Below are 24,970 nucleotides of genomic sequence, written 5' to 3'. Positions count from 1 at the left end.
TCAGGCCGAGTGCGCGCGGTGCTCGGCGCCGACCGCCTCGGCCAGCGACCGGAATCCGCCCGCGCGCAGCTTCGCCGCGATGCCACGGTGGATCCGGGTGGTCCAGAACAGGCCGCCGTAGATGAAACCGGTGTAGCCCTGCAGCAGCGTGGCACCGGCGAGAACGCGCTCCCACGCCTGCTCGGCGGTCTCGATCCCGCCCACCGAGATCAGCACCACCTTGTCGCCGACCCGGGCGTACAGGCGGCGCAGCACCTCGAGCGACCGATCGGCCACCGGGGCACCGGAGAGCCCACCGGCGCCCATGGCCGCCACCTCGGCCGCCGGGGTGCGCAGACCGTCGCGGCGGATGGTGGTGTTGGTGGCGACGATCCCGGCCAGGCCGAGTTCGACCGCGAGATCGGCGACGGCGTCGACGTCCTCGTCGGACAGGTCGGGGGCGATCTTCACCAGCACCGGCACCGAGACACAGTCCAGCACGGCCTGCAGGATCGGACGCAGCGACTCGACCGCCTGCAGATCGCGCAGCCCCGGAGTGTTGGGGGAGGACACGTTGACCACGACGAAGTCGGCCAGTGGGCCCAGCAGACGCGCGCTGGTGGCGTAATCGGCCGCGGCGGCGTCGGGCTCGACGACCTTGGTCTTACCGATATTGGCCCCGATCGGGACCGTCGGACGCGCGCCGTGCAGCCGGGCGGCGGCCGCGGCGGCACCGTGATTGTTGAAGCCCATGCGGTTGATCAGGCCGTGGTCGGCGGGCAGCCGGAACAGGCGCGGAGCCGGGTTGCCCGGCTGCGCGTGCGCGGTGACGGTGCCGATCTCGGCGAAACCGAAGCCGAGCGAACCCCAGGTGTTCGCGCCGTCGGCGTTCTTGTCGAACCCGGCCGCCAGGCCGAGCGGGGCGGCGAAATCGACGCCGAACGCGGTGGTCGCCAGGATCGGATCCTCGACGACGGTCAACTTGCGGACCAGCCAGCGGGTGGGCGGGAACCAGGTCGCGAACCGCAGGCTGGCGAACACGAGGTGGTGCACCCGCTCCGGCGGGATCAGGAACATCAGGCGTAACAACAGGGCGTACATGGGTCGGCTCACAATCCGGGTTCGGGCACAGGGAGGACGGTGTTCTTGCGGCGGCGCAACAACACCCGGCGGCTGCCGTCGGTGTAGGCGCGGACCCGAGACAGTTCCCACCCGCCGAACTCGGCCTGGATGGCCAGCCGCATGGACGCGGTGACCCGGGTGACGTCGGGCGGCAGCCGCAGCGGCACGTACTCGTAGTCGTCGTTGCTGGTTTCCCAGCTCGGCGGGATCGCCGAGCGCGAACCGCGAGGCTTGGTGGCCATCACTGCCCTCTCTTCCGCTCGTCCGCGCCGATCCGCTGCAGACCGTCGCCCGCGGCCGAGGCCACGTACAGGTCGCCGGTGCGTTCGTCGACAGTCACCGCGTCGGGCTGGCGCAGCGTCGGGAAGCGTCCCACCTCGACACCGATGCCCGTCGACAGGTCGTAGCCGACCACCTCGTTGGTCTGCGTGCGGGTCACCCACACCGTGTCGGAACGCGGATCGTAGGCGAGCGCGTAAGGCGATGATGGTACCGGGAAACGCTGCCGCAGCACGAGCGGACCGGCCGAGTAGACCAGCAGTTCACCGCCGTCGGTATCGCTGACGATGATGCGTCCGTGCGGGTCGGTGACCAGGTTGGCGGCCCCGTCACCGGCGCGCAGCATCAGGCCGAGCGCGTCGTCGCGGACGCTGACGACGGCGGTCTGCCTGCGGTCGAGGACGGTGATGTCGTCACCGGTGAGCGCGATGGCGTCGGCCGAGACGAGACCGGTGACGGTGCGCGTCACGGTGCCGTCGGCGGCGAGGACGCGCACAGTGCCATCGGCCGTTCCGACGACGAGTGTGCCGTCGCTGCGAGTTTGCACGCTGCGCACGTCACCGTCGACGGGGGTCTCGGTGACCGCGCCCGTCGACACGTCCACGCGCAGCACCCGACCGGGCGCAGCGATCAGGACCTCGCCCTCCTTGCCCTGGGCGAGCGAGACGCCCGCGGCGGGCAGCGTGACCGTGCGAGCGGTGGTGGCCGCGGCGGGATCGATCAGGGTGAGTGTGGTGCCCGCGGTGTCGAGGGCCACGACCCGGCCGGTCGAGCGCTCGGCGAGCAGGGCCTTGGTGGCGGGCGCGGGCAGGACCCGGCCCGCGGGGGAGGTGGCGGTGGCGGGGGAGACGGCCGCGGTGGCGGGTTCCCTGGTCGGCACGTCGGGGCCGCCGTCGTCACCGGCACAACCCGTCAGCACCACCAGTGCCGCCGCGCCGAGAAACGCTGAGGCGACCGAGCCACGAGGGCGCATGCACCGAACTCCTTTATTCCGCACGAGGTGACCGCTGATCACCATCTGACCATGATGACTCACCAGTAGCTCCAGCCGGGTGGGGCCGTCGGGGCTGTCGGTGACGCGGGTTACTGTTGACGCGTCGACAATTGATGGCCGAGCAACGGCAGGAGATCGCCACGATGACACCAGCGGGGTTCGGCATCGAGGACATCTCCGTCGGCCCGTTCGCCCACGGCTTCGGCACCACCGAGGACGGCCGCCCCTTCGTCTTCCGTACCCGCGGCGCCACACTGACCATCGAGATCTATCGCGCCGACCTGGGCGAAGCCGTCCCCCAACCCGAGGACGTGGTGGCCACCGCGCACGGCCAGGTCACCGATATCGACCTGGGCGACGAGCGCAGCGTGACCGCCTTCGTGCGCGACCTGCTGCACCACACCACGCCGGTCGCCGGGGCCGCGGGCCGGGACACCACGATGATGCGGGGCCTCCTGGGCCGGATCAGCGCGGCGATTGATGGTATGTAGATGGTGATGTCTTCCACACTTTTCGCCAGGGCCGCCGCTGCCACCGCCTGCCTCTCGGCCCTCGTCGCGCTCACCGCGTGCTCGGGGACCACCGACGAGGCCTCGGTCGACGCCGCGCGATCCTCGGCCAACGCCTCCCTCGCGTCCTCGATCGCGATCTCCTCCAGCAAGGCCAACGCGCCGCTGCCGAGCGCCGCCGAACTCGACGCGCAGATCAAGCGGGCGCTGGACCCGAATCTGCCCGATGTCGAGCGCACCGACCTGATCGAGGACGGTGCCGCGTTCAAGGACGCCATCCCCGACATGTACAAGGCGCTGCGCGACAATCCGCACGCCGTCTACGGCGTGGTCGACCCGGTCTTCGACAACCGCGACGGCACGCTCACCGCCACCATGCGCCTGGACAAGGACGGTTCGGGCACGAATGTCCGCACCACCATCGTGCATTTCGTGCTGCTCGACGGTAAGTGGAAGATCTCGCGTACCGATCTGTGCGGCATCCTGCGCTCTGCCGACTACCGCACCGCCGCCTGCGGCTGAGCATGCGGGAATCGCGTTCGATGCGGTGGGGTCGGTTCGTCCACCGCCACCGCTACCTCGTGCTCGGACTGTTCGTCCTGACGGTGCTGATCTCCGGCTGGTTCGGTCGTGACCTGGCCGGTCGCTACACCCAGGAGGGCTGGTTCGACGAGTCGAGCCAGTCGGTGGCGGCCTCGAAACTGGCCGACGACACCTTCGGCCGCGACACCGACGGCGATCTGATCGTCATCTACACCGCCCCGCCGGGCACCACCGTCGACGACCCGTCCGTGCGCGGCCCGGTGACGGCCGCCCTGGCGGATCTGCGCGCGCGGTACGGCGAACGCATCCACAAGATCGACAGCTACTGGGACAGCCCGTTCTCGGCCAACGCCTCCGACCCGACCAAACAGCACGCCTTCGCCAGCATCGGACTGGCCGGTGGGGGCGGCACGGCCACCGTCAACAACTACCTGGCGCTGAAACCGCATCTGAACGCGGACGTGCCCGGTGGGGGACCGGGCGGCACCACGGTGCAGCTGGCCGGGCTGCAGCCGGTGGTCGAGGGCATCAATATCGGGATGCAGCACGACATCAAGCGCGCCGAGATCATCGCGCTGCCGATCGTGGCGATCCTGCTGTACTTCGTGTTCGGTGGCGTGATCGGCGCGCTGCTGCCGGTGATGATCGGCGGGCTCACCATCCTCGGTACGTCCGGGATTCTGCGTCTGCTCACCGCCCACATCGAGGTCAATGTGTTCGCCAGCGCGGTGATGACGCTGGTCAGCCTCGGCTTGGCGATCGACTACGGGCTGTTCACCGTCACGAGATTCCGCGAGGAACTGGCCGCGGGACATGACGTGGAGGAGGCCACCGCGCGCACGGTCGCGACGGCGGGCCGCACCGTGCTGTTCTCCGCCGCGATCATCGCGGTGAGTCTGGGCGCGCTGTTCATCTTCCCCAACGGCGTGTTGCGTTCGGTGCCCTACGGCGGCATCTCCGCGGTCATGCTGGCGGCGCTGCTGTCGGTGACGGCGTTGCCCGCCGCACTGAGCATCGTCGGCACCCGTATCGACTGGCTGGGCTGGAAACGCTTCACCCGCCGCAAGACCGAGGCCGAGATCGACGCCGGGTTCTTCTCCCGACTGGCGCAGTGGGCGATGCGGCGGCCGTGGGCGGTGGTCGTGCCGATCGTGCTGGCCCTGTTGGCCCTGAGTATCCCGATGCGCCACATCGAGTTCGGTGGCATCAGCGAGAAGTATCTGGCCGCCGACAATCCGGCGCGCGTCGCCCAGCAGGATTTCGACCGGCTCTTCCCCGGCTTCCGCACCGAGCCGCTGAAACTGGTCGTCGTCGGCGCCTCCCCGCAGGAACTGAGCGACATCCGCTTCGAGGCCAATCAGATCCCCGGATTGACCGGCCGATTCGAGCCAGCCGCGCCGACGAAGAACGACGTCAATGTCCTCTCGGCGGGCCTGAGCGACAAGCGCGACGCCGACCGCGTGATCGACGCGCTGCGCGCCCTCCCCGCACCACCGGGGGTGGAGGTGATGGTCGCGGGTATCCCCGCGCTGGAACGCGACAGCATCAACGGCCTGATCGACGGCCTACCGCTGCTCCTGGCCATTCTGATGGCCGCGGCTCTGGCCCTGATGATGATCGCCTTCCGTTCGGTGATCCTGGCGGTGAAGGCCGTCGCCATGAGCGTGCTCAGCCTGATGTCGACATTGGGCGTGCTGACGTGGATCTTCGTGGAGGGCCACGGCTCGGACACCTTCGCCTTCACCCCGGGGCCGCTGATGTTCGCGGTGGTGGCGCTGATCGTGACGGTGATCTTCGGGCTGTCCACCGACTACGAGGTGTTCCTGCTGTCCAGGATCGCCGAGAAGCGCGCGTCCGGGGCCGACGCGACCGAGTCCATCCGCTACGGCGTCGCGCACACCGGCGGCGTGATCACCTCGGCCGCGGCCATTCTGATCGTCGTCACGGGCGCGTTCGGCTTCTCCGATCTGGTCCTGATGAAGTACATCGCCTACGGCATGATCGTCGCGCTCATCATCGACGCCACCATCATCCGTATGGTGCTGACACCTGCCCTGTTGAAGATCATCTGGCGGTGAGCACCGCCCGGTAGGTGGTGGGGGAGCGGGCCTTTCGGTTGTCTGCCACCACCTACCGGGGTAGGGGAGAAGCCGTGCCACGGGGCATGGAGTGCGTAGGGAGTTGAGTGACCAACCCTGCGTGAGGACGAACAACTGTGGATCTTCGGTCTCGGTTTTCTCCAGAAACAACATGTTGATACTTGGATATGCGCATCTACTAATATAAATCTCCCTATCCATCCGCTACTCCACACACACCCCACGTCTAAAACAAAGCTTTAGACGTGGGGGCGGCCCCTCCGGCCGATTCGGTATCAGTTGGACAGGGCAGGAGGGGCTGTTGCCCGGCTCGTCAGTCGCGGCCGCGTTCGGGGAGGACGAGTTGCGCGCCGGTGGTGGGGTGGTCGAAGACGTCGACCGGGTGGCGGTACACGGTGGTGAGCAGTTCACGAGTCAGGACCGTGCGGGGTGGGCCGTCGGCGGCCACGCGCCCGTCGTCGAGGACGGTGACGCGGTCCGCGTAGGCGGCGGCTACCCCGAGGTCGTGCACCACGACGACGACGGCCGAGCCCGCGGCAGCGCGGTCGGCGGCCAGGCGCAGGACGGCTTCCTGGTGGCCGATGTCGAGGGCGGCGGTGGGTTCGTCGAGCAGGAGGGTGGCGGTGTCCTGGGCGAGGACGCGGGCCAGCGCGACGCGGGCGCGTTCGCCGCCGGACAGCGACGGGAACGGTCGTCCGGCCAGGTGGGTGACGTCGGTGGCGGCCAGTGCGGCGGCGATGAGTGCGTCGTCGTTGTCGGCCGCGGCGGTGTGCAGCCAGGGGGAGCGGCCCATGGCGACGACTTCTCTGGCCGTGAAGGGGAATCCGAGGCTGTGGGACTGGGGCAGGACGGCGCGGCGGCGGGCCATGTCGGCGTGCGTCCAGTGGGTGAGGGCGTGGCCTTCGAGTTTCACGGTGCCGGTGCTGGGTTCGAGTTCCCCGGCGAGTGCGGCGAGCAGGCTCGATTTGCCCGCGCCGTTGGGCCCGACGAGCGCGACGATCTCGCCCGCCGCGACCTGGAAGTCGACGTCGTCGAGCACGGTGCGTTGGCCGCGTCGCACGGTGAGGCCGGTGGCGCGCAGGGTGACAGTGCCGGGCTCGGGGCGGGCGGGTACGTCGGGGGTGCGGGCGAACAGGGATCGCCACGTGGTGGTGCGGCGGGCGGTGTCGGTCATCCCCAGCCTCCTGCCCTGGCCCTGGTGCGGCGCAGCAGCCAGAAGAAGAACGGGCCGCCGATGAGCGAGGTGAGCATGCCCAGTGGCAGGTCGGCGTTGTGGACGAGGGTGCGGGCGAGCACGTCGGCGCCGAGCAGCACCACGGCGCCCAGGATGGCACTGAGCGGGACGAGGACGCGGTGGCCCGGTCCGACCATCATGCGGACCAGGTGCGGCACGATCAGTCCCACGAACAGGATGATGCCGCTGAAGGCGACACCGGCGGCGGTGAGTACGGCGACGACCACGATGACCTGCCTGCGCAGCCGTTCCACGTCGACGCCGAGGTGGCGGGCGGCGGAGTCACCGAGCGCGAGCAGGTCGAGTTTCGGGGCGATGAGGATCGCGGCGAGCACCCCGGTGACGGCGAGGGTGGCTACCACGGCGACGGCGGGCCAGGTGGCGCCGTTGAGGCTGCCGAGCTGCCAGAAGACGATCTGGTCGCGGGCGGCGGGCGAGGCGACGAACAGCAGCAGGGCGATGAGTCCGCCCGCGAAGGCGTTGATGGCGACGCCGGTGAGGATCAGGGTGACCACTTCGGTGCGCCCGCCGGATCTCGACAGCAGGTACACCAGGGCTGTGGTGATCAGTCCGGCGAGGAAGGCGGCGGCGGCGACCGACCAGGCGGCCACGAACGCACCGCCTATCACGATCACCGTGCCCGCGCCGACGGCGGCGCCCGCGGAGACACCGATGACGCCGGGCTCGGCGAGCGGGTTGGCGAAGACCCCTTGCAGCAGCGCTCCGGCCGTGGCGAGCGCGGCGCCGACGAGCACGGCGAGGGCGACGCGCGGGAACCGCACCTCCCAGAGGGTGACCTCGCCCGCCGGATGCGCCGGGAGCGGGCCGAGATCCAGGCCGATGCGATGGGCGATGCTGCCGAGGACTTCTGCCGCGGTGGTGGGCACCTGCCCCAGCACCGCCGAGACGAGTGCCAGGATGACCAGGGCCAGCAGCGCGCCCGCGAACACGAGGGTGACGCGGGTGGCCCGGTGCCGGGTGGGCGGTAGGGGGTCCGGTGTCGCGTCGGTGATGCGGGGGGCGTCCGACGGCTTGGTCAGGTCGGCTTCGTTCATGCGGGTTTGCCGTAGACGGCGTCGGACAGCGCGGTGATGACGCGGCCGGTGTTGGGGCCGAAGCTGAGGATCACCGCGTCGGACATGTCGACGACGCGCCGGTTGCGTCCGGCGGGGGTCTGCGCGATGCCGGGGACTTTCTCGAGTCCGTCGACGCCGCCGACGGATTTCAGGCCGTCGGACATGACGAGCAGCACGTCGGGGGCGGCGGCGATCATGGCTTCGCTGGTGATGGTGACGAACGGTTCGTTCACTCCGGCGGCGGTGCCCGCGTCGATGCCGCCGATGGCGGTGATGAGCGAGTCGGCGCCGGAGCCGCGTCCGGCGATCATGGTGATGGCGGTGCTGCGCAGGTAGAGGAAGGCGATCTTGGGTTGCGGGTCCTGGTGGGGGACGCGCGCGGTGGCGGTGGCGATCTCGTCGCGGGTGCGCTGGCCGAGCCGGGTGCCCGCCTCGGGGACGCCGAGGGCGTTGGCGACGGCTTCGATCTGTGGGACGACGCCGTCCATGCTGCGTTCGGGGTCGAAGTAGACGACGGTGACCCCGGCGGCGCGCAGTTGTTCGCGGACGGCCGGGGCGGCGCTGGTGGTGTCGGTGAGGAAGACCGAGGGGCGCAGGGCGAGGACGGCTTCGACGCTGAGGCTGCCGTTGCCGCCCGCCACGTTGGTGACGTGGGCGACGGCGGGGAAGGACGCCGAGGTGCTGCGGCCGACGAGGTTGGCGCCGAGGCCGAGGGCCCAGACGGTCTGGGCGAGGGTGCCGTAGCGGTCGACGGCGATGATGCGGGAGACGTCGGTGACGGTGACGTCGCTGCCGTCGTAGGACTTGGCTGTCGCCGGGAGTCGCGGGGTGGGGGTGGCGCCGTCGAGGGGGACGGGGTCGAGGTCGGCGAGTTGGGCGGTCGCCGGGCCCCCGGAAATGGCAGTCGATGCAGAATTGCTCCCGGTGCAAGCGGCGGCGCCGGTCAGCACCGTCGCCGCGAGCATCGCCGTCAGCACACCACGCAGTTTCATGCAGGTAAGGCTAGCCATCATTCGGAACGGGCGCTCACATCGTCCAGTGCCGCGGCGATCGCGCGCGGCAACTCGAGGGTCTCGGCGGCCAGCACGCCGGTGAGCTGACCGATGTCGCGGGCGCCGACGATCATGCTCGTGACGCCGGGCCGGTCCCGGATCCAGGCCAACGCCACCGCCAGCGGCGAGGTGCCGAGGCCGTCGGCGGCGGTGACCAGGGCGTCGACCACCCGGACGGCGCGTTCGTCGTCGAGCCTGCGCCGGATCTCGGCCGCGGTGGACTCGTCGGCGCCGCGCGAGTCGGCGGGGACGCCGTCGCGGTACTTACCGGTGAGCACACCCCCCGCCAGCGGCGCCGCGGCGATGGTGCCGACCCCGTGGTGGCGGGCGGCGGGAATCACATCGTGCTCGGTGCCCCTGGCCAGCAGCGAGTAGGTGGTCTGCGCGGCGGTGATGGGCGCGATGGCGGCGAGGCTGGCCAGCTGCCAGGCCGCGAAACCGCGCACGCCCGCGTAGCGGGTGCGGCCGGTGCGCACGGCGGTCTCGATGGTGGCCGCGACCTCGTCGAGGGGGGTGTAGGGGTCCCAGGCGGCGATGCTCCAGATGTCGAGATGGTCGGTGCCCAGTTCGAGCAGGGTGCGGTCGAGTTGCTTGAGCAGGGTGCGGCGGGAGGCGTCGATGACCGGGCCGACCGCGGCGGGAGCGGGGACGTTGTCGCCGACGCCGCTGCCGGGGGCGTGCAGGACGACGCCCGCGCAGCCGCTCAGGACGAGATCGTCGCGGGAGACCAGGTCACCGAGCAGTCCGGCCAGGATCTGCTGGGCGGCGCCCTCGCCGTACATGGGGGAGGTGTCGACGAGCGTGCCACCGGCCTCGGTGAACGCCGCCAACTGCACTGCCGCCTCGTCGGCGTCGGTATGTGTGCCCCAGGTATGTGTCGCCAAGCCGAACCGCGACACCCGAAGTCCGCTGCGTCCCACCGTTCGCTGTTCCATCACCGCGCCCGCGCTTTCGTCACGGCGACAAGACTAAGCGCACAGTGCGGTCGCACCCGCCGACGACCCGCACTCTCAGCAGATCCCTAGGTGGGCGGGCGGCGACGGGGCACGGTGGCGGGTAGGGTCGCTGCGAGGTCGCGGCGGTCGGTGCCGCACGTGCAAGCAAAAGCCCAGGAGGACGCGGTCTTTCGGGCGCGAGGCAGCAGGAGGACGTGGTGGGCGAGTCGATGACCTGGATACAGGCATTGGTACTCGGGCTGGTGCAGGGACTCACGGAGTTCCTGCCGGTGTCCTCGTCGGGGCATCTGCGCATCGTCTCGGCTGTGTTCTTCGGTTCCGACGCGGGTGCCTCGTTCACCGCGGTGACCCAGCTCGGCACCGAGCTGGCGGTGCTGGTGTATTTCGCCAAGGACATCAAGCGGATCGTGATCGCCTGGTTCACCACGTTGGGGATGCGGCTGCGGGAGCGTTCGCAGGAGGCGGTGCCGGTCGGGGATCGGGTCACCACGAAGCTGCCGGTGATGGATCGCAGCGCGCGCGAGGCGCACGAGCGCGACGCGCAGCGGGAGCTGGACTATCGGGTGGGCTGGTACGTGATCATCGCCACCATCCCGATCGGTGTGCTGGGTTTTCTGTTCAAGGACGAGATCCGGACCGGTGCGCGGAATCTGTGGCTGGTGTCGTTCATGTTGATCGCGTTCGCGCTGGTGATCGCGGCGGGTGAGCATTTCGGCAGCAAGGAGCGCCCGATCGAGAAGCTGACCACCCGCGACGGGCTGATCATGGGTTTGGCGCAGTGCCTGGCACTGATCCCGGGTGTGTCACGGTCGGGGGCGACCTCGACGGCGGGTCTGTTCCTGGGGTTGCAGCGTGAGGCGGCGGTGCGGTTCTCGTTCCTGTTGGCGATCCCGGCGGTGACGGCATCGGGCCTGTTCAGCTTGCCGGACGCGTTCGAACCGGCCGGTGAGGGGCTCAACGCGAGCGGCCCGCAGCTGCTGGTGGCGACGATCCTGGCCTTCGTGGTCGGGTACGCGTCGGTGGCGTGGCTGCTGAAGTTCGTGGGCAAGCATTCGTTCTACTGGTTCGTCGGCTACCGGATCATCCTGGGCCTGGTGGTGATGGGCCTGCTCGCCGCGGGCGTCGTCTCGGCGACCTGAGTCGCGGCGTGGTGATGGTTAGGCTGGTCCCATGACGGTGATCCTGCTCCGGCACGGAGTGTCCACGTCGAATGTCGGGCGGACCCTGGCGGGCCGGAGTCCCGGTGTCGAGCTCACCGAGCGCGGCACCGAGCAGGCTGTCGCGGTGGCCGACCGGTTGGCGACGTTGCCGATCGAACACATCGCCAGCTCACCGCTGTTGCGCTGTCAGCGCACGGTGGCGCCGCTGGCGGAGAAGCTGGGGCTGGAGCCGGACTGCGACGAGCGGTTGATCGAGGTCGACTACGGCGAGTGGACCGGTCGCCCGATCGCGGAGCTGCTGAACGAGCCGCTGTGGAAGGTCGTGCAGGCGCACGCCTCGGGGGCGGTGTTCCCCGGTGGTGAGGGTCTGGCGCAGGTGCAGCAGCGGGCGGTGGCCGCGATCCGTGACATCGAGCGTGGGCTCGCCGAGCGGGCCGGGCGCGATGTGCTGTGGGTGGCGTGCGCGCACGGCGATGTCATCAAGGCGATCCTGGCCGACGCGCTGGGTCTGCATCTGGACGGTTTTCAGCGGATCGCGGTGGAGCCCGCCTCGATCAGTGTGGTGCGCTACGGCCCGATGGGTCCGTCGGTGTGGAAGTTCAACGACACCGGCGCCGATCTGTCGGCGTTGGCGGGGGTGGCACCGGCGCCGTTGGCGCCCGGTGGCGAGGTGTCGGTGGCCGCCGCGGCGGATAATGGGAATGCGGGGCACCGCGATTCTCCTTAGAGGGAGGGTGTTCGTGAGTGTCGAACAGGATCACGTATCAGGAGGTGCATGTGTCACGCGCAATCCATGTCTTTCGCACCCCCGATCGTTTCGTCGCCGGGACTGTCGGTGAACCGGGCGATCGTTCGTTCTACCTGCAGGCCGTGCAGGAGCCGCGCGTGGTCAGCGTGCTGTTGGAGAAGCAGCAGGTGAAGGTGCTCGCCGACCGGATGGGTCTGCTGTTGGACGAGGTGGCGCGCCGCTTCGGTGCCGAGGTGCCCCCCGAGGGCGAGGACGTGCGCGATGTGGCGCCGCTGGTGACGCCGATCGATACCGAATTCCGGGTCGGGACCATGGGTCTGGGCTGGGACGCCGACGCGAACGCGGTGGTGGTGGAGCTGTTGGCGATCACCGAGACCGAGGTGGACGAGTCGGTGGTGCTCGACGACACCGAGGAGGGGCCCGACGCGGTGCGGGTGTTCCTGACGCCGATCCAGGCGCGGGAGTTCGCGTTGCGCTCGGCGCGGGTGATCGCGGCGGGGCGTCCGCCGTGCCCGCTGTGTGGTGAGCCCCTGTCGGCGCGCGGGCACATGTGTGTGCGCACCAACGGCTACAAGCGGGGCGAGATCTTCGGCGCGGCCGAGCTAGACGAGGAGTGATCGATGTGGCGACACTGACCTCCGGTGAGCTCGAGATCGTCGGGCGGGTCGGCGTGGCCAGCAATCTGACGCTGGTGTGTGAGATCGCGGCGCCCGAGCCCGACGGTGCGCCGTTGCGGGTGGTGTACAAGCCGGTGCGGGGGGAGCGGCCGCTGTGGGATTTCCCGGATGGCACGTTGGCGGGCCGGGAGGTGGCCTCGTATCTGATCTCCGAGCAGCTGGGGTGGGGTGTCATCCCGGAGACGGTGTTGCGGGATGGGCCGTTCGGGCCGGGGATGGTGCAGCGCTGGGTGACCTCGGTGGACAATCGCACCGAGGCCGGGCAGCGGCTGGATCTGGTGGATCTGTGCGCGCCGGGCACGGTGCCCGCGGGGTTCTGCGAGGTGTTGCGCGCGCTGGACGGTGCGGGCAACGAGGTGTCGCTGATCCATGCCGACGATCCGCGGTTGCAGCGGATGGCGGTGCTGGATCTGTTGCTCAACAACGCCGATCGCAAGGGCGGGCACGCGTTGGAGGGGGTGGACGGGCAGGTGTACGGGGTGGATCACGGGATCTGTCTGCACAGTGAGCCGAAGTTGCGCACGGTGTTGTGGGGGTGGGCGGGGACTCCGGTGCACGAGTCGCTGGTCGGCGATATCACCGCGTTCGCGGCGAATCTGCCCGGGGCGGTGGCCGATTCGCTGGCGCCGCACATCACCGACGCGGAGATCTCGGCGTTGACCGAGCGGACCAAGGCGTTGCTGGAGAATCCGGTGATGCCGCTGCCGAATTCGGCGCGGCCGATCCCCTGGCCCGCGTTCTGACGAGGGTGTGCTCGGGTTCTGAATGGCCTGTTGGCTGGTCAGGGCCGGTGCTAGTGTGCTCCAAGCACTTTCGTCAACAACGCAAGATCAGAGGAATTACATGTCGACTCGTTCGATTGTCACCACGTCCGCGGCCGCGCTGCTGCTCACCGGAGCGGTCGCCGCGCCCGCGCAGGCGTTCCCGGCCGGTTGGTGGTCGGAGAAGACCTTCGTGTGCACCGCGACCGATCGCAACGGCGCGCCGCTGCCGGATGTCACGGTGGAGGCCGCCGACCAGGTCGGTGCGTCGTTCTACGCGCTGCCGCAGTTCGGCCCGGATGTCGACGGCGCCAACGTGCAGTGCTACGAGCAGGCCTGATAGGTCTGTCCTGACGCGAGGTGTCGCCGCTCCCGACGCGCGGCGACACCTCGTTGTCAGTTCCGCAGGAATTCCCGGATTGTCGCGGTCTGTCCGAGCAGGGCGTGCCCGACGCCGGGCAAGATCTGTACTTCGGCCCCGGGCAGGTGCGCGCGGGCCAGTGCGGCGGTACGCGCGGAGTCGAACAGCGCGTCCTGCTCACCGACGATTATCAGGACCGGGATGTCCACCGTGGAGAGTTGCTCCGGTTGGAATCGGGGTAGTCGTCCGGAGCGTGGCGAGAAGTTGTCGAAGATCAGTTCCACGTCGTCGAGGATGTCCTCGGCCGCCGGGTCGTCGCCCAGGCCCAGCCCGACGCGGGCGGCGTCGCGGACGCTGTGGCGGCCGAGCAGCCGTAGCGGGATCGCCTTCAGCAGCCATCCGTAGCGGTGTTTGCCCAACCCGCCGGGGCACAGCAACCCCAGACGCCGGACACGACCCGGTCGCCGGAGGACGAAGTCGAGCGCGGTCCAGCCACCGAGGGAGATGCCGACGAGGTCGACGGTGTCGAGGCCGAGACCGTCGAGGACCTCGTCGAGCCAGCGCGCGGTGGCGTCGCTGTCGAGTGGCAGGCGGGTGGCCGCGCTGAATCCGGGCTCGCCGGGGAGATCGATCGCGTAGACGCGGAAGTAGGCGGCCCAGTCGGTGATGTCGCCGCGCCAAGCGCTCGCGTTGGCGCCCGAGCCGTGCAGCAGGACCAGGGGTGGGGCGTCGACGGGTCCGCAGGTGAGCACGAAGGTGTCGCCTGCGGTGGTGGGGAGGCGGAGTTCGTCGTGGGGGACGGGCCAGGCGTCGAGGTGGGCGCGGTAGCGCTGGTGGATGGCGTGGCGGCCCGCTTCGGAGGTGTAGATGGTGGTCACGAGCTGAGGATTCCTTCGATGTAGTCGAGCAGGCGGGCGGTGTCGGCGAGTCCGCCGAGCACGATGACTTTCATGCGCGTCCGGTCGGGGTCGTAGCCGGTTTCCACGCGCAGGGTGGGCCCGCCGGGTCCGCGGGTGCCCGCGGTGACGGTGAGCAGGGTGCTGATCCGGTCGGCAGTGGCGCGGTCGATGTCGTCGATCTCCACGACGCAGGTGGTCTCGGCGTGGCTGCCGGTGGCGGTCGGCGGGGGTGGGTTGATCGGCAGGCCGGTGAAGGTCTCGAGGTCGTCGTGGGTGATGCGGTACTGCTTGCCGATGCGGGCGGCGGGCAGTTTGCCGTCGCGGACGTAACCGCGCACGGTGCGCACGTGCAGTCCGAGCAGTTCGGCGACCTGGTCCACCGAGTAGAGACGATCTGTCATGAAACTACCCTAAACGAAGGTATTAATACGTATCAATAGGGAAGTTTGCGTAACCTGCGATGCGGGGAATGATCGTCATCACGCCGCGCGGCAACCGTTCGCCCGGTTCGGCGCGCCTCCCGTGTCCCGGTGCCGTGAATCACCCGGCGACGCCGCGACCAGCGGTTCTGCCTGAACACAACCCTTGACGGGCGGGGGCGAACACGTTTGTGTGCAGGTAGCGGGCCGCGTCACGGCACCGCGAGCTACCGCATGACCCGGGCCGCGGGGCGGGCGCCACAGCCGGGGCTCTACCCTCGAATCATGCAGTCCTGGTCCGATATCGCCCTACCGACCGTCCCCGGAACAGGGCCGCCGTTGCGGTTGTACGACACCGCCGATCGCCAGGTCCGCCCGGTCACCCCTGGCGCGACCGCGAAAATGTATGTCTGTGGCATCACCCCCTACGACGCCACCCACCTCGGTCACGCCGCGACCTACCTGACCTTCGACCTGGTCAACCGCCTGTGGCGCGACGGCGGACACGACGTGCACTACGTGCAGAACGTCACCGATGTCGACGACCCGCTCTTCGAGCGTGCCGCGCGCGACGGCGTCGACTGGCGCGATCTGGGCAACTCCGAGATCGACCTGTTCCGCGAGGACATGACCGCCCTGCAGGTGCTGCCGCCGCGGCACTACATCGGCGCGATCGAGTCGGTGGACGAAGTGGTCGAGCTGGTGCAGAAGCTGCTCACCGCCGGGGCGGCCTACACCGTCGACGACGCCGAGTACCCCGACATCTACTTCCGCACCGACGCCACCGAGCAGTTCGGGTACGAGTCCGGCTACGACCGCGCCACCATGGACACGCTGTTCGCCGAGCGCGGCGGCGACCCCGACCGGCCCGGCAAGCGCGACACCATCGACGCCCTGCTGTGGCGTGCGGCGCGCCCGGGCGAACCGTCCTGGCCCGCCCCGTTCGGCGAAGGACGGCCCGGCTGGCACATCGAGTGTGCGGCGATCGCGCTCAACCGCATCGGCACCGAGTTCGACATCCAGGGTGGCGGCTCGGACCTGATCTACCCGCACCACGAGTACTCCGCCGCGCACGCCGAGGCCATCACCGGCGCGCGCCGCTTCGCCCGCCACTACGTGCACGCCGGTCTGATCGGCCTCGACGGCGAGAAGATGTCGAAGTCCAAGGGCAATCTGGTGCTGGTGTCGAAGCTGCGCCGCTCCGGGGTCGACCCGGCCGCCATCCGCGCGGGCCTGTTCGCCGGGCACTACCGGCAGGACCGCATGTGGACCGACGAGGTGCTGGGCACCGCGCAGACCCGGCTGGCCCGCTGGCGTGAGGCGGTGTCGCTGACGTCGGGCCCGGCGGCCGCGGACACGATCGCGCGGGTGCGTCAGCACCTGGCCGACGATCTGGACACCCCCAAGGCCCTCGACGCGATCGACAACTGGGCCGAGCAGGCCCTGTCCTACGGCGGCACCGACACCGAGGCACCGACGCTGGTGCGTACTGCGGTCGACGCGCTGCTCGGCATCGCCCTCTGATCCGACGCCCCGGGCTGGTCGCGACCACCGGAAGACAGTCGCGACCGGCACGTCTGTGACCTGCGCGGATCCGCGATCCGCACCCGGTACCCTCGCGAGAGGCGCCCGGCGCTGCCGCGCGCCCACCGGCGATGGGAGTGGCGCATGGGCGAACCGGACACCTCGGCCACGACGGTCCTGCACGTCGGCGGCCAGTGGCGAGCGAGCTCCCACGGTGTGCTGAGCGCGGGTCTGCGGCGCCGTCCCGGTGTGCTCGCGGTCGAGGCCAACCCGGTCGCCCAGACCGCCACGGTCACCTACGACCCGGCCCGCACCTCCGTCGCCGAGCTGCGCTCCTGGGTCCGTGACTGCGGCTACCACTGCGCGGGCCGCTCGGTCCCCACCCACCTGTGCGATCCGGTGCGCGAGCCGTCCACCGCGAGCGCGCACGCCCGCTCCCGGGGCTCCGAAGACGACGGCGGGATCGCGGCACCCCAAGCGTCCGACTCCTTGGAGCGGAGTCACGCGCACCCATCGGAACCCCACGCCGCCGACTCCGGAGACGAGACGATGTCACACGGGCACGCGTCGATGTCGATGGACGCCATGGCCCGCGACATGCGCAACCGTTTCCTGGTCGCCCTGGTGTTCTCCACCCTGGTGATGCTGTGGTCGCCGATGGCCACCCACATGCTGGGCCTGCATCTGCCCGTCCCCTTCGGGCTGCGTGTCGATGTGTGGATGCTGCTGCTGAGCCTGCCGGTGATCGGCTATTCCTCGACGGTCTTCTTCACCGGCGCGATCCGGGCGTTGCGGGCGCACACCCTCGACATGATGGTGCTGGTCTCGGTCGGTATCGGGACCGGTTGGCTGTATTCGCTGGTGGTGACGTTGACCGGCGGCGGTGAGGTGTTCTACGAGGCCGCCACCATGCTGGCCACGTTCGTGCTGCTGGGCCACTGGTTCGAGATGCGGGCGCGCAGTGGCGCCGGGGACGCGGTGACGAGCCTGCTGGATCTGTCGCCGCCGAAAGCGGTCGTGGTGCGGGATGGGGCGGAGGTGGAGATCCCGACCGCCGAGGTCGCGGTCGGGGATGTGCTGGTGGTGCGGCCGGGGGCCAGGATCCCGGTCGACGGGACGGTGCTGGAGGGGTCCGGTGATGTCGACGAGTCGATGGTCACCGGGGAGAGCCTGCCGGTGTCCAAGCAGCCCGGTTCGGCGGTGATCGGCGCGACCATCAACACCACCGGCAGTCTGCGGGTGCGCGCGACGAAGGTCGGGTCCGATACCGCGCTGGCCCAGATCGTGGAGTTGGTGCAGCAGGCCCAGAATTCCAAGGCGCCGGGTCAGCGCCTGGCCGACCGGGCCGCGTTCTGGCTGACCCTGGTGGCCCTGCTGGGCAGTCTGGCGACGCTGGTGGTGTGGCTGCTGGTGGGCGCGTCGCTGAGCGAGGCGGTGCTGTTCGCGATCACGGTCGTGGTGGTGACGTGCCCGGACGCACTGGGGTTGGCGACGCCGACGGCGATCATGGTCGGCACCGGCCTCGGCGCGAAACGCGGTGTGCTGTTCAAGAACGCGACGGCGCTGGAATCGGCGGCCCGCGTCGATGTGGTGGTGCTGGACAAGACCGGCACCCTGACCGAGGGCGCGCCGCGGGTGACGGCGGTGGTCACCGCGCCCGGCGCCGACACCGGCCGGGTACTGGCCCTGGCGGCCGCGGTGGAACGCGAATCCGAGCATCCCCTGGCCCAGGCCGTGGTCGGGTACGCGAAAGAGCAGGGCGCGGCGGAGCTGTCGGCGACGGACTTCCGGAACGTGCCGGGGCGGGGTGCGACGGCCAGCGTCGACGGGCACCGGGTGCTGATCGGCAATCGCGCCCTGCTCGACGACGAACACATCGACCTCGGCGAGCTGGCGCAACGGCGTGAGGAGCTGGCGGCGGCCGGGCACACCGCGGTCCTGGTCGCCGTCGACGGTGCCGCGGCGGCGGTGATCGCGTTGGCCGACGCGCCACGCCCGAGTTCGGCGGCCGCCGTGGCCGCCCTGCACGAGCTCGGCGTCGGGGTGGTCATGCTGACCGGTGACAACCGGGCCACCGCCGAACGGATCGCGGCCGATCTGGGCATCGACACCGTGATCGCCGAGGTGCTGCCCGGCGACAAGGCCGACCGCGTCGCCGAGTTGCAGCGCTCCGGCAAGAAGGTGGCGATGGTCGGTGACGGGGTCAACGACGCGCCTGCGTTGGCACGTGCCGATCTGGGGATCGCGATCGGCGCCGGGACCGATGTGGCGATCCAGACCGCGGATGTGGTGCTCATGCGCTCGGATCCGTTCACGGTGTCGACCGCGTTGCGGATCGGGCGCGGCACGGTGCGCAAGGAACGCCAGAACCTGGGCTGGGCGGTCGGCTACAACGGCATCGCGCTGCCGATCGCGGCGGGAGTGTTCGCGCCGTGGGGGTTGACGATGCGCCCGGAGATCGCGGCGATGGCCATGTCGGGATCGAGCCTGATCGTGGCGTTGAACGCGCTGTATCTGAAACGGCTCGCGCTGCCCGATCCGCCGTCGCATTCGGCCGACTCGCCGTCACGCGGGCGGTGAGAGTTCTAGATTCGGGAGATGGACACGATCGAGATCGAGACGCCGACCGGCACGAGGCTCGAAGCACTGCTGGCCCGGCCGCAGGGGGACGGACCGTGGCCCGGTGTCGTGGTGCTACACGACGCGCTGGGGATGACCGACGATCTGCGTCGCCAGGTCGAGATCGTCACCGCCGCCGGATATCTGGTGATCGCCCCGAATCTCTACAGCCGGGGCCGGGCGCGCTGCGTCCAGCAGGCGTTGCGGGCCATCGTCTTCACCGGTACCGGTCCCGCCGTGGGCGAGATCCTGGCCGCGCGTGACCATCTCGCCGCCGATCCCGACTGCACCGGCCGGATCGGAGTGCTCGGGTTCTGTATGGGTGGCGGGTTCGCGCTGCTGACCGCACCGCAGGGTTTCCACGCGTCGGCCCCGTTCTACGGCAGCCTCTACGGCGACTACAAGGCTCTGCTCGACGGCGCGTGCCCGGTGGTTGCCAGCTACGGTCGCCGCGACCCGGCCCTGATCGGCGCACCGGCGAAGCTGGAGGCGGCGCTGACGGCGGGCGGGGTCGACCACGACATCAAGACCTACCCGAACGCCACCCACGGTTTCGCCAATGTCTTCCCCGGTAATCCGGTGCTGGAACGGGTCGGGATCGGCTACGACGCCGAGGCCACCGACGACGCCTGGCGGCGCGTGTTCGCCTTCTTCGACCGGCATCTGCGCGACCCCGACTGACCGCGTGCGGCCGATTGCCGGGGGTGTGCCGGACCTATACTGTGGGCCACAGCGCGACTGACCTGCCGTCGATCGGAGAGCGACACATGGGGTGCTACCGGCGCATCGTGGTGGGAACCAACGGCTCGGAGACCGGGCAGATGGCGGTGACCGTGGCCGGGGAACTGGCCGTCCGCCTCACGGTCGGGGTGTGCGTGGTGGCGGTGTGGAAGGAGGCCACGCTGAAGGCGGGCACCGATATCACCTGGGCCGAGGAGGTCACCGCCGAGGCGGCCGAGCGGCTGGCGGAGGCCGGGGTGGTGGAGGTGGAGCGGGTCGAACGCGACGGGACCGCCGGGGCGGTGCTGCTCGAGGAGGCCGCCCGTGAACCCGGCACGCTGCTGGTCGTCGGGGGCGGTGGGCTGGGCAGTTCCAAGGCGCGCCTGCGCGGGTCGACCGCCAATCATGTGTCCCACCACAGCGACACCGACGTGGTGTTCACCCACAAGGTCCCGAAACGGTGGACGACGGTCGGGTTGACCACCGACGGTTCGGAGAGCTCACTCACGGCGGTGCGTCGCGGCTACGAGGTGGCGTTGGCGTTGGGCGCGCGCCCGTTCCTGGTGACCTCGGCCAAGACCGACGACGACGGCGCCGACACCCTGATCGAGGTGGAAGGCGAGTTGGCGGTCGGTGATCCGGAACTGTTCGGCCGCGATGTGCTCACGGGGGTGCCCGCGGCCGAGGCGATCTGCAACGCGGCCTGGAAATACGACCTGGTCGTGATCGGCAATCGCGGGATGAGCGGTCCGGCGCGGCTGCTGGGGTCGGTGGCCAACAAGGTCAGCCACGACATCGACACCAACCTGCTGCTGGTGAACACCACCGCCGGGTAGCGAGTTAGCTCCGGTTTAGCGGGGAACCGGTCGACTTGCCCGATCCGGCCTGATCGGTCACCTATGATGGCCTGCACGCGCGTTGTTCGGAACACGACGGAGTGGACGCCGGATGAATGCTGGGATCGAAGCGGCGGGGTTCTTCGGACGTCTGGACTGGGAGCAGACGACGGGGCTGTCGAAGTTCTGGGTCGACATGATCAGCATCCCGATCTTCAGCGCGATGGCCGGTCTGATCACCAACTGGACCGGGGTGATCATGCTGTTCGCGCCCGTGCGGTTCACCGGTTTCTACGTGCCCGGGTTGAAGACGCTGTTCCCGCTGCTGCCGCGCAAGGTGCAGATCCTGCCCACCTTCGCCCCGGGCGGCATTCTCGGGTTCCAGGGGTTCATTCCGGCGCGGTCGGAGAAGATGGCCAGCTTGATGGTCGACAACGCCGTGGCCAAGATCGGCACCGCCAAGGACTTCTTCGATCAGATGGATCCGCGCAAGATCTCCGCGCAGGTGGCGCGGGTGGCGTTGCCGAATGTGCGGTCGATGGTGGATCAGATCATGGTCACCGAACATCCCAAACTGTGGGCCGACATGCCGCCGCGTGCCAGGGAGGCGGTGTACACGCGGGTCGAGTCGGAGCTGCCCGCCATCACCGACCGCGCGTTCGACTTCATCGGCGCCAATATCGACCAGCTGCTGGACGTGAAGCTGATGGTGGTCGGGTACCTGCGGCGGCGCCCGGAGCTGCTCAAGGACGTCATCTACGGGCTGGGCGCCCCGGAGCTGCGGTTCATGACCCGCAGTGGCGTGCTGGGGTTCCCGTTCGGGGTGATCGTGGCGCTGTGGTTGTCGCTGCTGCACTACAGCACCCCGCACGGGGACACCCCGGCGCTGATCTCGCTGCCGGGCTGGCTCTCAGACATCCTGCATTTCCTGCCCGCCTGGATGTGGGTGCTCGTGGGCGCCTCGGTGGTGGGCGTGCTGGTCAATGTCATCGCCATCAAGGTGGTCTTCGAGCCCGCGGTGCCGCAGCCGCGCTACAAATATCCGTGGCGGGTCGCGAAATTCGCCAAACGACAGCATCAGGCGGCCGCCGATCTCGGCCACGCCATCGGCTATCAGATCGTCACCCTCGACGTGGTCACCGAGCAGCTGCTCGAAGGGCCCAGCGGCGACAAGACCCGCGCGGTGATCGCGCACTTCCTCAAGGCCGAGATCGATCGGGTGCTCGGACCGTTGCGGTCGGTGACGCGGTTGGCGGTGGGGCCCAAGCAGTTCGACGCCATCCAGGCCACCGCCGGGGCGAATCTGGCGACCGAGATGAAACCGTGGCTCGTCGACGATGTCGAGTTCTCGCAGACCACCGCGGCCAGCGTGGACCGGCTGGCGACGGAGAAGCTGCGCGAGCTACCGCCCGACGAATTCGTCGAAATGCTCTACACCGCCATCGAACAGGACGCCTGGCTGCTCTACGCGCACGGTGGCGCGCTCGGGGTGCTTGTGGGCGCCCTGCATCTGCTGGTCTTCGGAGTGTGATCATGGACGAGAACCTGCCCGAGCGGCCCGAGGAACCGGCGATCCCGACCGATCTGGTCGGGTTGGCGCGGCTGGCCGGATTGTCGGTGCGTCACATCGTCGGCGCGGTCACCTCCGGTGCGCTGCACTCGGCGTTGGATCTGGCCGAGGACATCCGCGCGGGCGAACCGGTCTCGCAGATCATCGACGAACGGGTGGAGTCACTGCGCCGGATCGCGTTGAGCGCCTTGGGTCTGACCGGCACCGCCACCGGTCTCTACGGCCCACCTGAACCGGTCGCCGAGGATCTGCGGGCGATGGGTGACGCGATGATCACCGAGGGCTGGGATTCGGCGCAGCAACCGCGCGATCTGCATCCCTCGTTCGTGCCGATCCTGCACGACCTGACCCCCGATGAGGCCCGGATACTGCGGTTCCTGGCGGTGGCCGGTCCGCAACCGGCCATCGACATCCGTACCAAGACCCCGTTCGGGATCGGGTCGCAGCGTCTGGCCGACGGCATCACGATGATCGCCTATATGGCCGGGTGCGCGATTCCCGAACGCGACCACCACTATCTGGGCAATCTGAGCAGGCTCGGGTTGGTGCGTTTCTCCACCGAGCCGGTCGCCGACTTCCGCCGCTACGCCTTCCTGGAGGCGCAACCGGCCGCCCAGGCCGCCTACAAGTCGGTGAAGATGCGCGCGATCAGTTCCTATCGCAGCATCTATCTGTCGGTGTTCGGCAAACAGTTCTGTGAGGCGTGTTTCGTGCTCGACGACTACACCGGGGGCGGCTGGGCAGGCGACGATCGCGGTGACATCTACCTGGGCAAGGGCCCCCGGCTGCCGTGATCAGTCCTTGCCGCGCAATGCGTCGAGCACCCCGGCGAACATCACCGATTTGATCGCGGTCATCGTCGGCTGGTCCTTGACGCCGATCGGGGCGAGCAGACCCAGCGCGGTGTCGACGATCTCGGTCTCGGGCGCGGTGGCGTCGATCAGGTCGACGGCCAGGGCGGTCTCGGCGTCGTAGCGGCGGCCGGTGGTCATGGCCGCGACGGCGGTCTTGGGCGGGACCTTGGCCTGGATGAGCGCGGCCATGCCGTTGGTGAACGGGATGCGGATGTCGGCTTCGGGGAAGCAGAAATAGCCGCGCTCGGTGCGCATCACGCGGTAGTCGTGGGCGATGGCCAGCATCGCACCGGCGCCGAAGGCGTGGCCGTTGAGGGCGGCGGCGGTCGGCATCGGCAGGGTCAGCACCCGCCCGAACAGGGTGTGTACGGCTTCGACGTATTCGGTGGCGCGGTCACCGTTGGCCGTGAGCCAGTCCAGGTCCAGGCCGTTGGAGTAGAACTTGCCGGTCGCGGTGGTGACCAGGGCGGCCGCGCCGTCGGCGACGACGGTGTCGAGGTGGGCGTGGATCTCGGTGAGCAAGTCGGGGGAGAAGCGGTTCTCGCCGTCGCCGAGGTCGAGGACGGCGATCGCGTCGTGGTGGCGCAGGGTGGGCATGGGGTTCCTTTCAGCGGGGACCGTGTTCGAGCACGGCACGGACGGCGGCCCGCAGCTGGGCGCGGGCCAGGGGATCGGTGAGTCGGTCGCGGCGCAGCAGCAGCGCGGTGGGCAGGTCGACCAGGCAGGCGGTGACGGTGGCGACGCCGCGTTTGTCGGCGCGTCCCCACAGGGCGCGCGCGAGGCGGGTGAGTACCGAGAGCAGGGCGGTGTCGGTGGCGGCGATCTGTGCGGCCAGTTCGGTGGGTAGTTCGTCGTCGAGCAGTTCGGCGCGGTCGACGACCAGCAGCAGGCGGGCGGAGTCGGGGTGGTGTTGGGCCAGGCGTGCGGGGGTCTCGGCGGCCTCGATGACCGCGGCGATGCGGGTCTCGGGGTCGGTGGCGGCCAGGGCGGCGGTGACGGCGGTGGATTGCAGGTCCAGGAAGCGGTGCGCGGCGCGTAACCAGGTGCGTGCCAGTACGTCTCGGCGTGAGCCGAAGCTGTGGTAGAGCGCGCCGTTGGACATGCCGGTGGCGGCGGCGACCGCGCGCACCGTGACCGCGGCGGGCCCGGAGCGGGCGGCGAGGGTCTCGGCGGCGTCCAGGACGGTCTCCGGGTCGTGGGTGCGCGGTCTCGGCATGAACAAAAGTTTACAGAGCGTCTGCTCTGTTATTCCATCCGGTTCCACTTCGCACCGCGCTGTGCACGGATTATGTTCGCGCGCTTGCCATTTCAGAACCTGTCGAGCCGAGGCGGCCACAGGATAGACTTCGTTACGTTCGCGCGAGGCCACGTTACGATGCGGTACTGTTCGCATTCTTCAGCCCTGCCCGCACGAACAGAACGGCATCGCGATGTCCCGAGTGGTCACCAAGGAGCAGTACTTCGACACCGCTGTGGCGGTGCTCGCCGAGTTCGGCTTCAAAGGACTCAACATCGGTGTGCTGTGCCGTCGCCTCGGTGTCACCAGCGGTTCGTTCTACCACCACTTCGGGTCCTGGCAGGGCTTCGTCGACACCCTGCTCGAACACTGGGAGAACCGGCAGATGATCGAGCTACGCACCCTCGAGGTCGGCGGCGGCGATCCGGACGCCGATGTGCGCGCCATGTCGGAACTGGCCAGTGGACTCGAACACGGCGCCGAGGCGGCGCTGCGGGCATGGGCGGCCAATGACGAATCGGTGCACGTCACCGTCAAACGGGTCGACGAATCGCGGCGGCGCACGGTGTTCCGCGTCATCGACGGGGTCGTCGGTGACGAGGCCACCGCCACCGTGGTCACCGAGGTGGGCATGGCGATGCTCATCGGGTACCAGCAGCTCGCCGCCACCGGTGAGCCCACCGCCCTGGACGATCTGCTCGCCGAGTACGCGCGCCTGATCTACTCGCATCGCCCGGCCTGA

Annotated in this window: 26 protein-coding genes; 15 read left to right on the top strand and 11 right to left on the bottom strand. The window is 69.6% G+C overall.

Translation table 11 applies throughout. The features are described 5' to 3' along the window. Genes QC180_RS10005 through QC180_RS09995 form a run of 3 tightly spaced genes read right to left on the bottom strand, consistent with a single transcriptional unit; the run spans position 1 to position 2,353 of the window. Complete coding sequence (locus QC180_RS10005; RefSeq protein WP_278262365.1) at positions 1-1,080, bottom strand: quinone-dependent dihydroorotate dehydrogenase; 1,080 nt, start codon at positions 1,078-1,080, stop codon at positions 1-3. Positions 1,081-1,088: 8 nt separating this feature from the next. Beyond that, positions 1,089-1,343, bottom strand: a complete 255-nt coding sequence (locus tag QC180_RS10000; protein ID WP_278262364.1) for a DUF5703 family protein — start codon at positions 1,341-1,343, stop codon at positions 1,089-1,091. Continuing rightward, positions 1,343-2,353: a hypothetical protein gene (locus tag QC180_RS09995; protein WP_278262363.1), complete on the bottom strand. Its 1,011-nt coding sequence runs from the start codon at positions 2,351-2,353 to the stop codon at positions 1,343-1,345. The genes QC180_RS10000 and QC180_RS09995 overlap by 1 nt, the downstream gene beginning before the upstream one ends. A gap of 134 nt (positions 2,354-2,487) precedes the next feature. Between QC180_RS09995 and QC180_RS09990 the strand changes: the two genes are divergently transcribed. The 3 genes from QC180_RS09990 to QC180_RS09980 are packed head-to-tail and all read left to right on the top strand — an operon-like array spanning position 2,488 to position 5,504. Further along, the gene (locus QC180_RS09990; protein ID WP_278262362.1) at positions 2,488-2,865 is read left to right on the top strand and encodes a hypothetical protein; all 378 of its coding nucleotides are present in this window, start codon (positions 2,488-2,490) and stop codon (positions 2,863-2,865) included. 6 nt (positions 2,866-2,871) lie between these two features. Next, positions 2,872-3,405: a WKL family lipoprotein gene (locus QC180_RS09985; RefSeq protein WP_278262361.1), complete on the top strand. Its 534-nt coding sequence runs from the start codon at positions 2,872-2,874 to the stop codon at positions 3,403-3,405. A 20-nt stretch (positions 3,406-3,425) separates the two neighbouring features. Further along, on the top strand, positions 3,426-5,504 hold the full coding sequence (locus QC180_RS09980; RefSeq protein WP_278262360.1) for an MMPL family transporter: 2,079 nt from the start codon (positions 3,426-3,428) through the stop codon (positions 5,502-5,504). Positions 5,505-5,838: 334 nt separating this feature from the next. Here QC180_RS09980 and QC180_RS09975 read toward each other — a convergent pair whose 3' ends face one another. From QC180_RS09975 to QC180_RS09960, 4 genes are read right to left on the bottom strand one after another with little or no spacing between them, the layout of a single operon-like run. Next, the gene (locus QC180_RS09975; protein ID WP_278262359.1) at positions 5,839-6,699 is read right to left on the bottom strand and encodes a heme ABC transporter ATP-binding protein; all 861 of its coding nucleotides are present in this window, start codon (positions 6,697-6,699) and stop codon (positions 5,839-5,841) included. Beyond that, on the bottom strand, positions 6,696-7,814 hold the full coding sequence (locus QC180_RS09970; RefSeq protein WP_278262358.1) for a FecCD family ABC transporter permease: 1,119 nt from the start codon (positions 7,812-7,814) through the stop codon (positions 6,696-6,698). Before QC180_RS09970 ends, QC180_RS09975 begins: the two co-directional genes overlap by 4 nt. Continuing rightward, on the bottom strand, positions 7,811-8,827 hold the full coding sequence (locus QC180_RS09965; protein WP_278262357.1) for a heme/hemin ABC transporter substrate-binding protein: 1,017 nt from the start codon (positions 8,825-8,827) through the stop codon (positions 7,811-7,813). The genes QC180_RS09970 and QC180_RS09965 overlap by 4 nt, the downstream gene beginning before the upstream one ends. 17 nt (positions 8,828-8,844) lie before the next feature. Beyond that, positions 8,845-9,822: an aldo/keto reductase gene (locus QC180_RS09960; protein WP_278262356.1), complete on the bottom strand. Its 978-nt coding sequence runs from the start codon at positions 9,820-9,822 to the stop codon at positions 8,845-8,847. 230 nt (positions 9,823-10,052) lie between these two features. Here QC180_RS09960 and QC180_RS09955 point away from each other — a divergent pair, with 230 nt between their 5' ends. The 5 genes from QC180_RS09955 to QC180_RS09935 all read left to right on the top strand — a co-directional run bounded on the left by QC180_RS09955 (position 10,053) and on the right by QC180_RS09935 (position 13,529). Next, positions 10,053-10,982, top strand: coding sequence for an undecaprenyl-diphosphate phosphatase (locus QC180_RS09955; protein ID WP_278262574.1), 930 nt, complete (start codon positions 10,053-10,055; stop codon positions 10,980-10,982). 31 nt (positions 10,983-11,013) lie between these two features. After that, complete coding sequence (locus QC180_RS09950) at positions 11,014-11,730, top strand: histidine phosphatase family protein (RefSeq protein WP_278262355.1); 717 nt, start codon at positions 11,014-11,016, stop codon at positions 11,728-11,730. A gap of 50 nt (positions 11,731-11,780) precedes the next feature. Beyond that, complete coding sequence (locus tag QC180_RS09945) at positions 11,781-12,368, top strand: DUF3090 domain-containing protein (RefSeq protein WP_278262354.1); 588 nt, start codon at positions 11,781-11,783, stop codon at positions 12,366-12,368. 5 nt (positions 12,369-12,373) lie between these two features. Then, positions 12,374-13,171, top strand: a complete 798-nt coding sequence (locus QC180_RS09940; RefSeq protein WP_278262353.1) for an SCO1664 family protein — start codon at positions 12,374-12,376, stop codon at positions 13,169-13,171. Positions 13,172-13,271: 100 nt separating this feature from the next. After that, positions 13,272-13,529, top strand: a complete 258-nt coding sequence (locus QC180_RS09935) for a hypothetical protein (RefSeq protein ID WP_278262352.1) — start codon at positions 13,272-13,274, stop codon at positions 13,527-13,529. A gap of 56 nt (positions 13,530-13,585) precedes the next feature. On the opposite strand, the gene QC180_RS09930 is transcribed toward QC180_RS09935, so the two are convergent. Beyond that, positions 13,586-14,428: an alpha/beta fold hydrolase gene (locus QC180_RS09930; RefSeq protein WP_278262351.1), complete on the bottom strand. Its 843-nt coding sequence runs from the start codon at positions 14,426-14,428 to the stop codon at positions 13,586-13,588. After that, positions 14,425-14,850 carry a helix-turn-helix domain-containing protein gene (locus QC180_RS09925; RefSeq protein ID WP_278262350.1) on the bottom strand — a complete coding sequence of 142 codons (426 nt, stop codon included), beginning with the start codon at positions 14,848-14,850 and terminating at the stop codon, positions 14,425-14,427. Before QC180_RS09925 ends, QC180_RS09930 begins: the two co-directional genes overlap by 4 nt. A gap of 303 nt (positions 14,851-15,153) precedes the next feature. Between QC180_RS09925 and mshC the strand changes: the two genes are divergently transcribed. The 6 genes from mshC (at position 15,154) to QC180_RS09895 (ending at position 22,931) form a co-directional block, all read left to right on the top strand. Then, positions 15,154-16,392 (top strand): cysteine--1-D-myo-inosityl 2-amino-2-deoxy-alpha-D-glucopyranoside ligase, encoded by a 1,239-nt coding sequence (mshC, locus tag QC180_RS09920; RefSeq protein WP_278262349.1) that lies wholly within the window; start codon positions 15,154-15,156, stop codon positions 16,390-16,392. A gap of 144 nt (positions 16,393-16,536) precedes the next feature. Then, positions 16,537-18,972, top strand: a complete 2,436-nt coding sequence (locus QC180_RS09915; RefSeq protein WP_278262348.1) for a heavy metal translocating P-type ATPase — start codon at positions 16,537-16,539, stop codon at positions 18,970-18,972. An 18-nt stretch (positions 18,973-18,990) separates the two neighbouring features. Further along, on the top strand, positions 18,991-19,692 hold the full coding sequence (locus QC180_RS09910; protein ID WP_278262347.1) for a dienelactone hydrolase family protein: 702 nt from the start codon (positions 18,991-18,993) through the stop codon (positions 19,690-19,692). Positions 19,693-19,778: 86 nt separating this feature from the next. Continuing rightward, positions 19,779-20,567, top strand: a complete 789-nt coding sequence (locus QC180_RS09905) for a universal stress protein (RefSeq protein WP_278262346.1) — start codon at positions 19,779-19,781, stop codon at positions 20,565-20,567. A gap of 112 nt (positions 20,568-20,679) precedes the next feature. After that, positions 20,680-22,098 (top strand): DUF445 domain-containing protein, encoded by a 1,419-nt coding sequence (locus QC180_RS09900; protein WP_278262345.1) that lies wholly within the window; start codon positions 20,680-20,682, stop codon positions 22,096-22,098. Between the two features lie 2 nt (positions 22,099-22,100). After that, the gene (locus QC180_RS09895; protein ID WP_278262344.1) at positions 22,101-22,931 is read left to right on the top strand and encodes an Abi-alpha family protein; all 831 of its coding nucleotides are present in this window, start codon (positions 22,101-22,103) and stop codon (positions 22,929-22,931) included. On the opposite strand, the gene QC180_RS09890 is transcribed toward QC180_RS09895, so the two are convergent. Both QC180_RS09890 and QC180_RS09885 read right to left on the bottom strand, forming a co-directional pair. After that, a complete protein-coding gene (locus tag QC180_RS09890; RefSeq protein WP_278262343.1) occupies positions 22,932-23,588 on the bottom strand; it encodes an enoyl-CoA hydratase-related protein in 657 nt (218 codons plus the stop codon). Between the two features lie 10 nt (positions 23,589-23,598). Beyond that, on the bottom strand, positions 23,599-24,207 hold the full coding sequence (locus QC180_RS09885) for a TetR family transcriptional regulator (protein WP_278262342.1): 609 nt from the start codon (positions 24,205-24,207) through the stop codon (positions 23,599-23,601). A gap of 214 nt (positions 24,208-24,421) precedes the next feature. Here QC180_RS09885 and QC180_RS09880 point away from each other — a divergent pair, with 214 nt between their 5' ends. After that, positions 24,422-24,970 carry a TetR/AcrR family transcriptional regulator gene (locus QC180_RS09880; RefSeq protein WP_278262341.1) on the top strand — a complete coding sequence of 183 codons (549 nt, stop codon included), beginning with the start codon at positions 24,422-24,424 and terminating at the stop codon, positions 24,968-24,970.

Source organism: Nocardia anocheti, assembly GCF_029675105.1.
Classification (GTDB): Bacteria; Actinomycetota; Actinomycetes; order Mycobacteriales; family Mycobacteriaceae; genus Nocardia.
The sequence above is the reverse complement of the archived record's forward strand: the minus strand, read 5'-3'. Positions and strand labels throughout refer to the sequence as shown.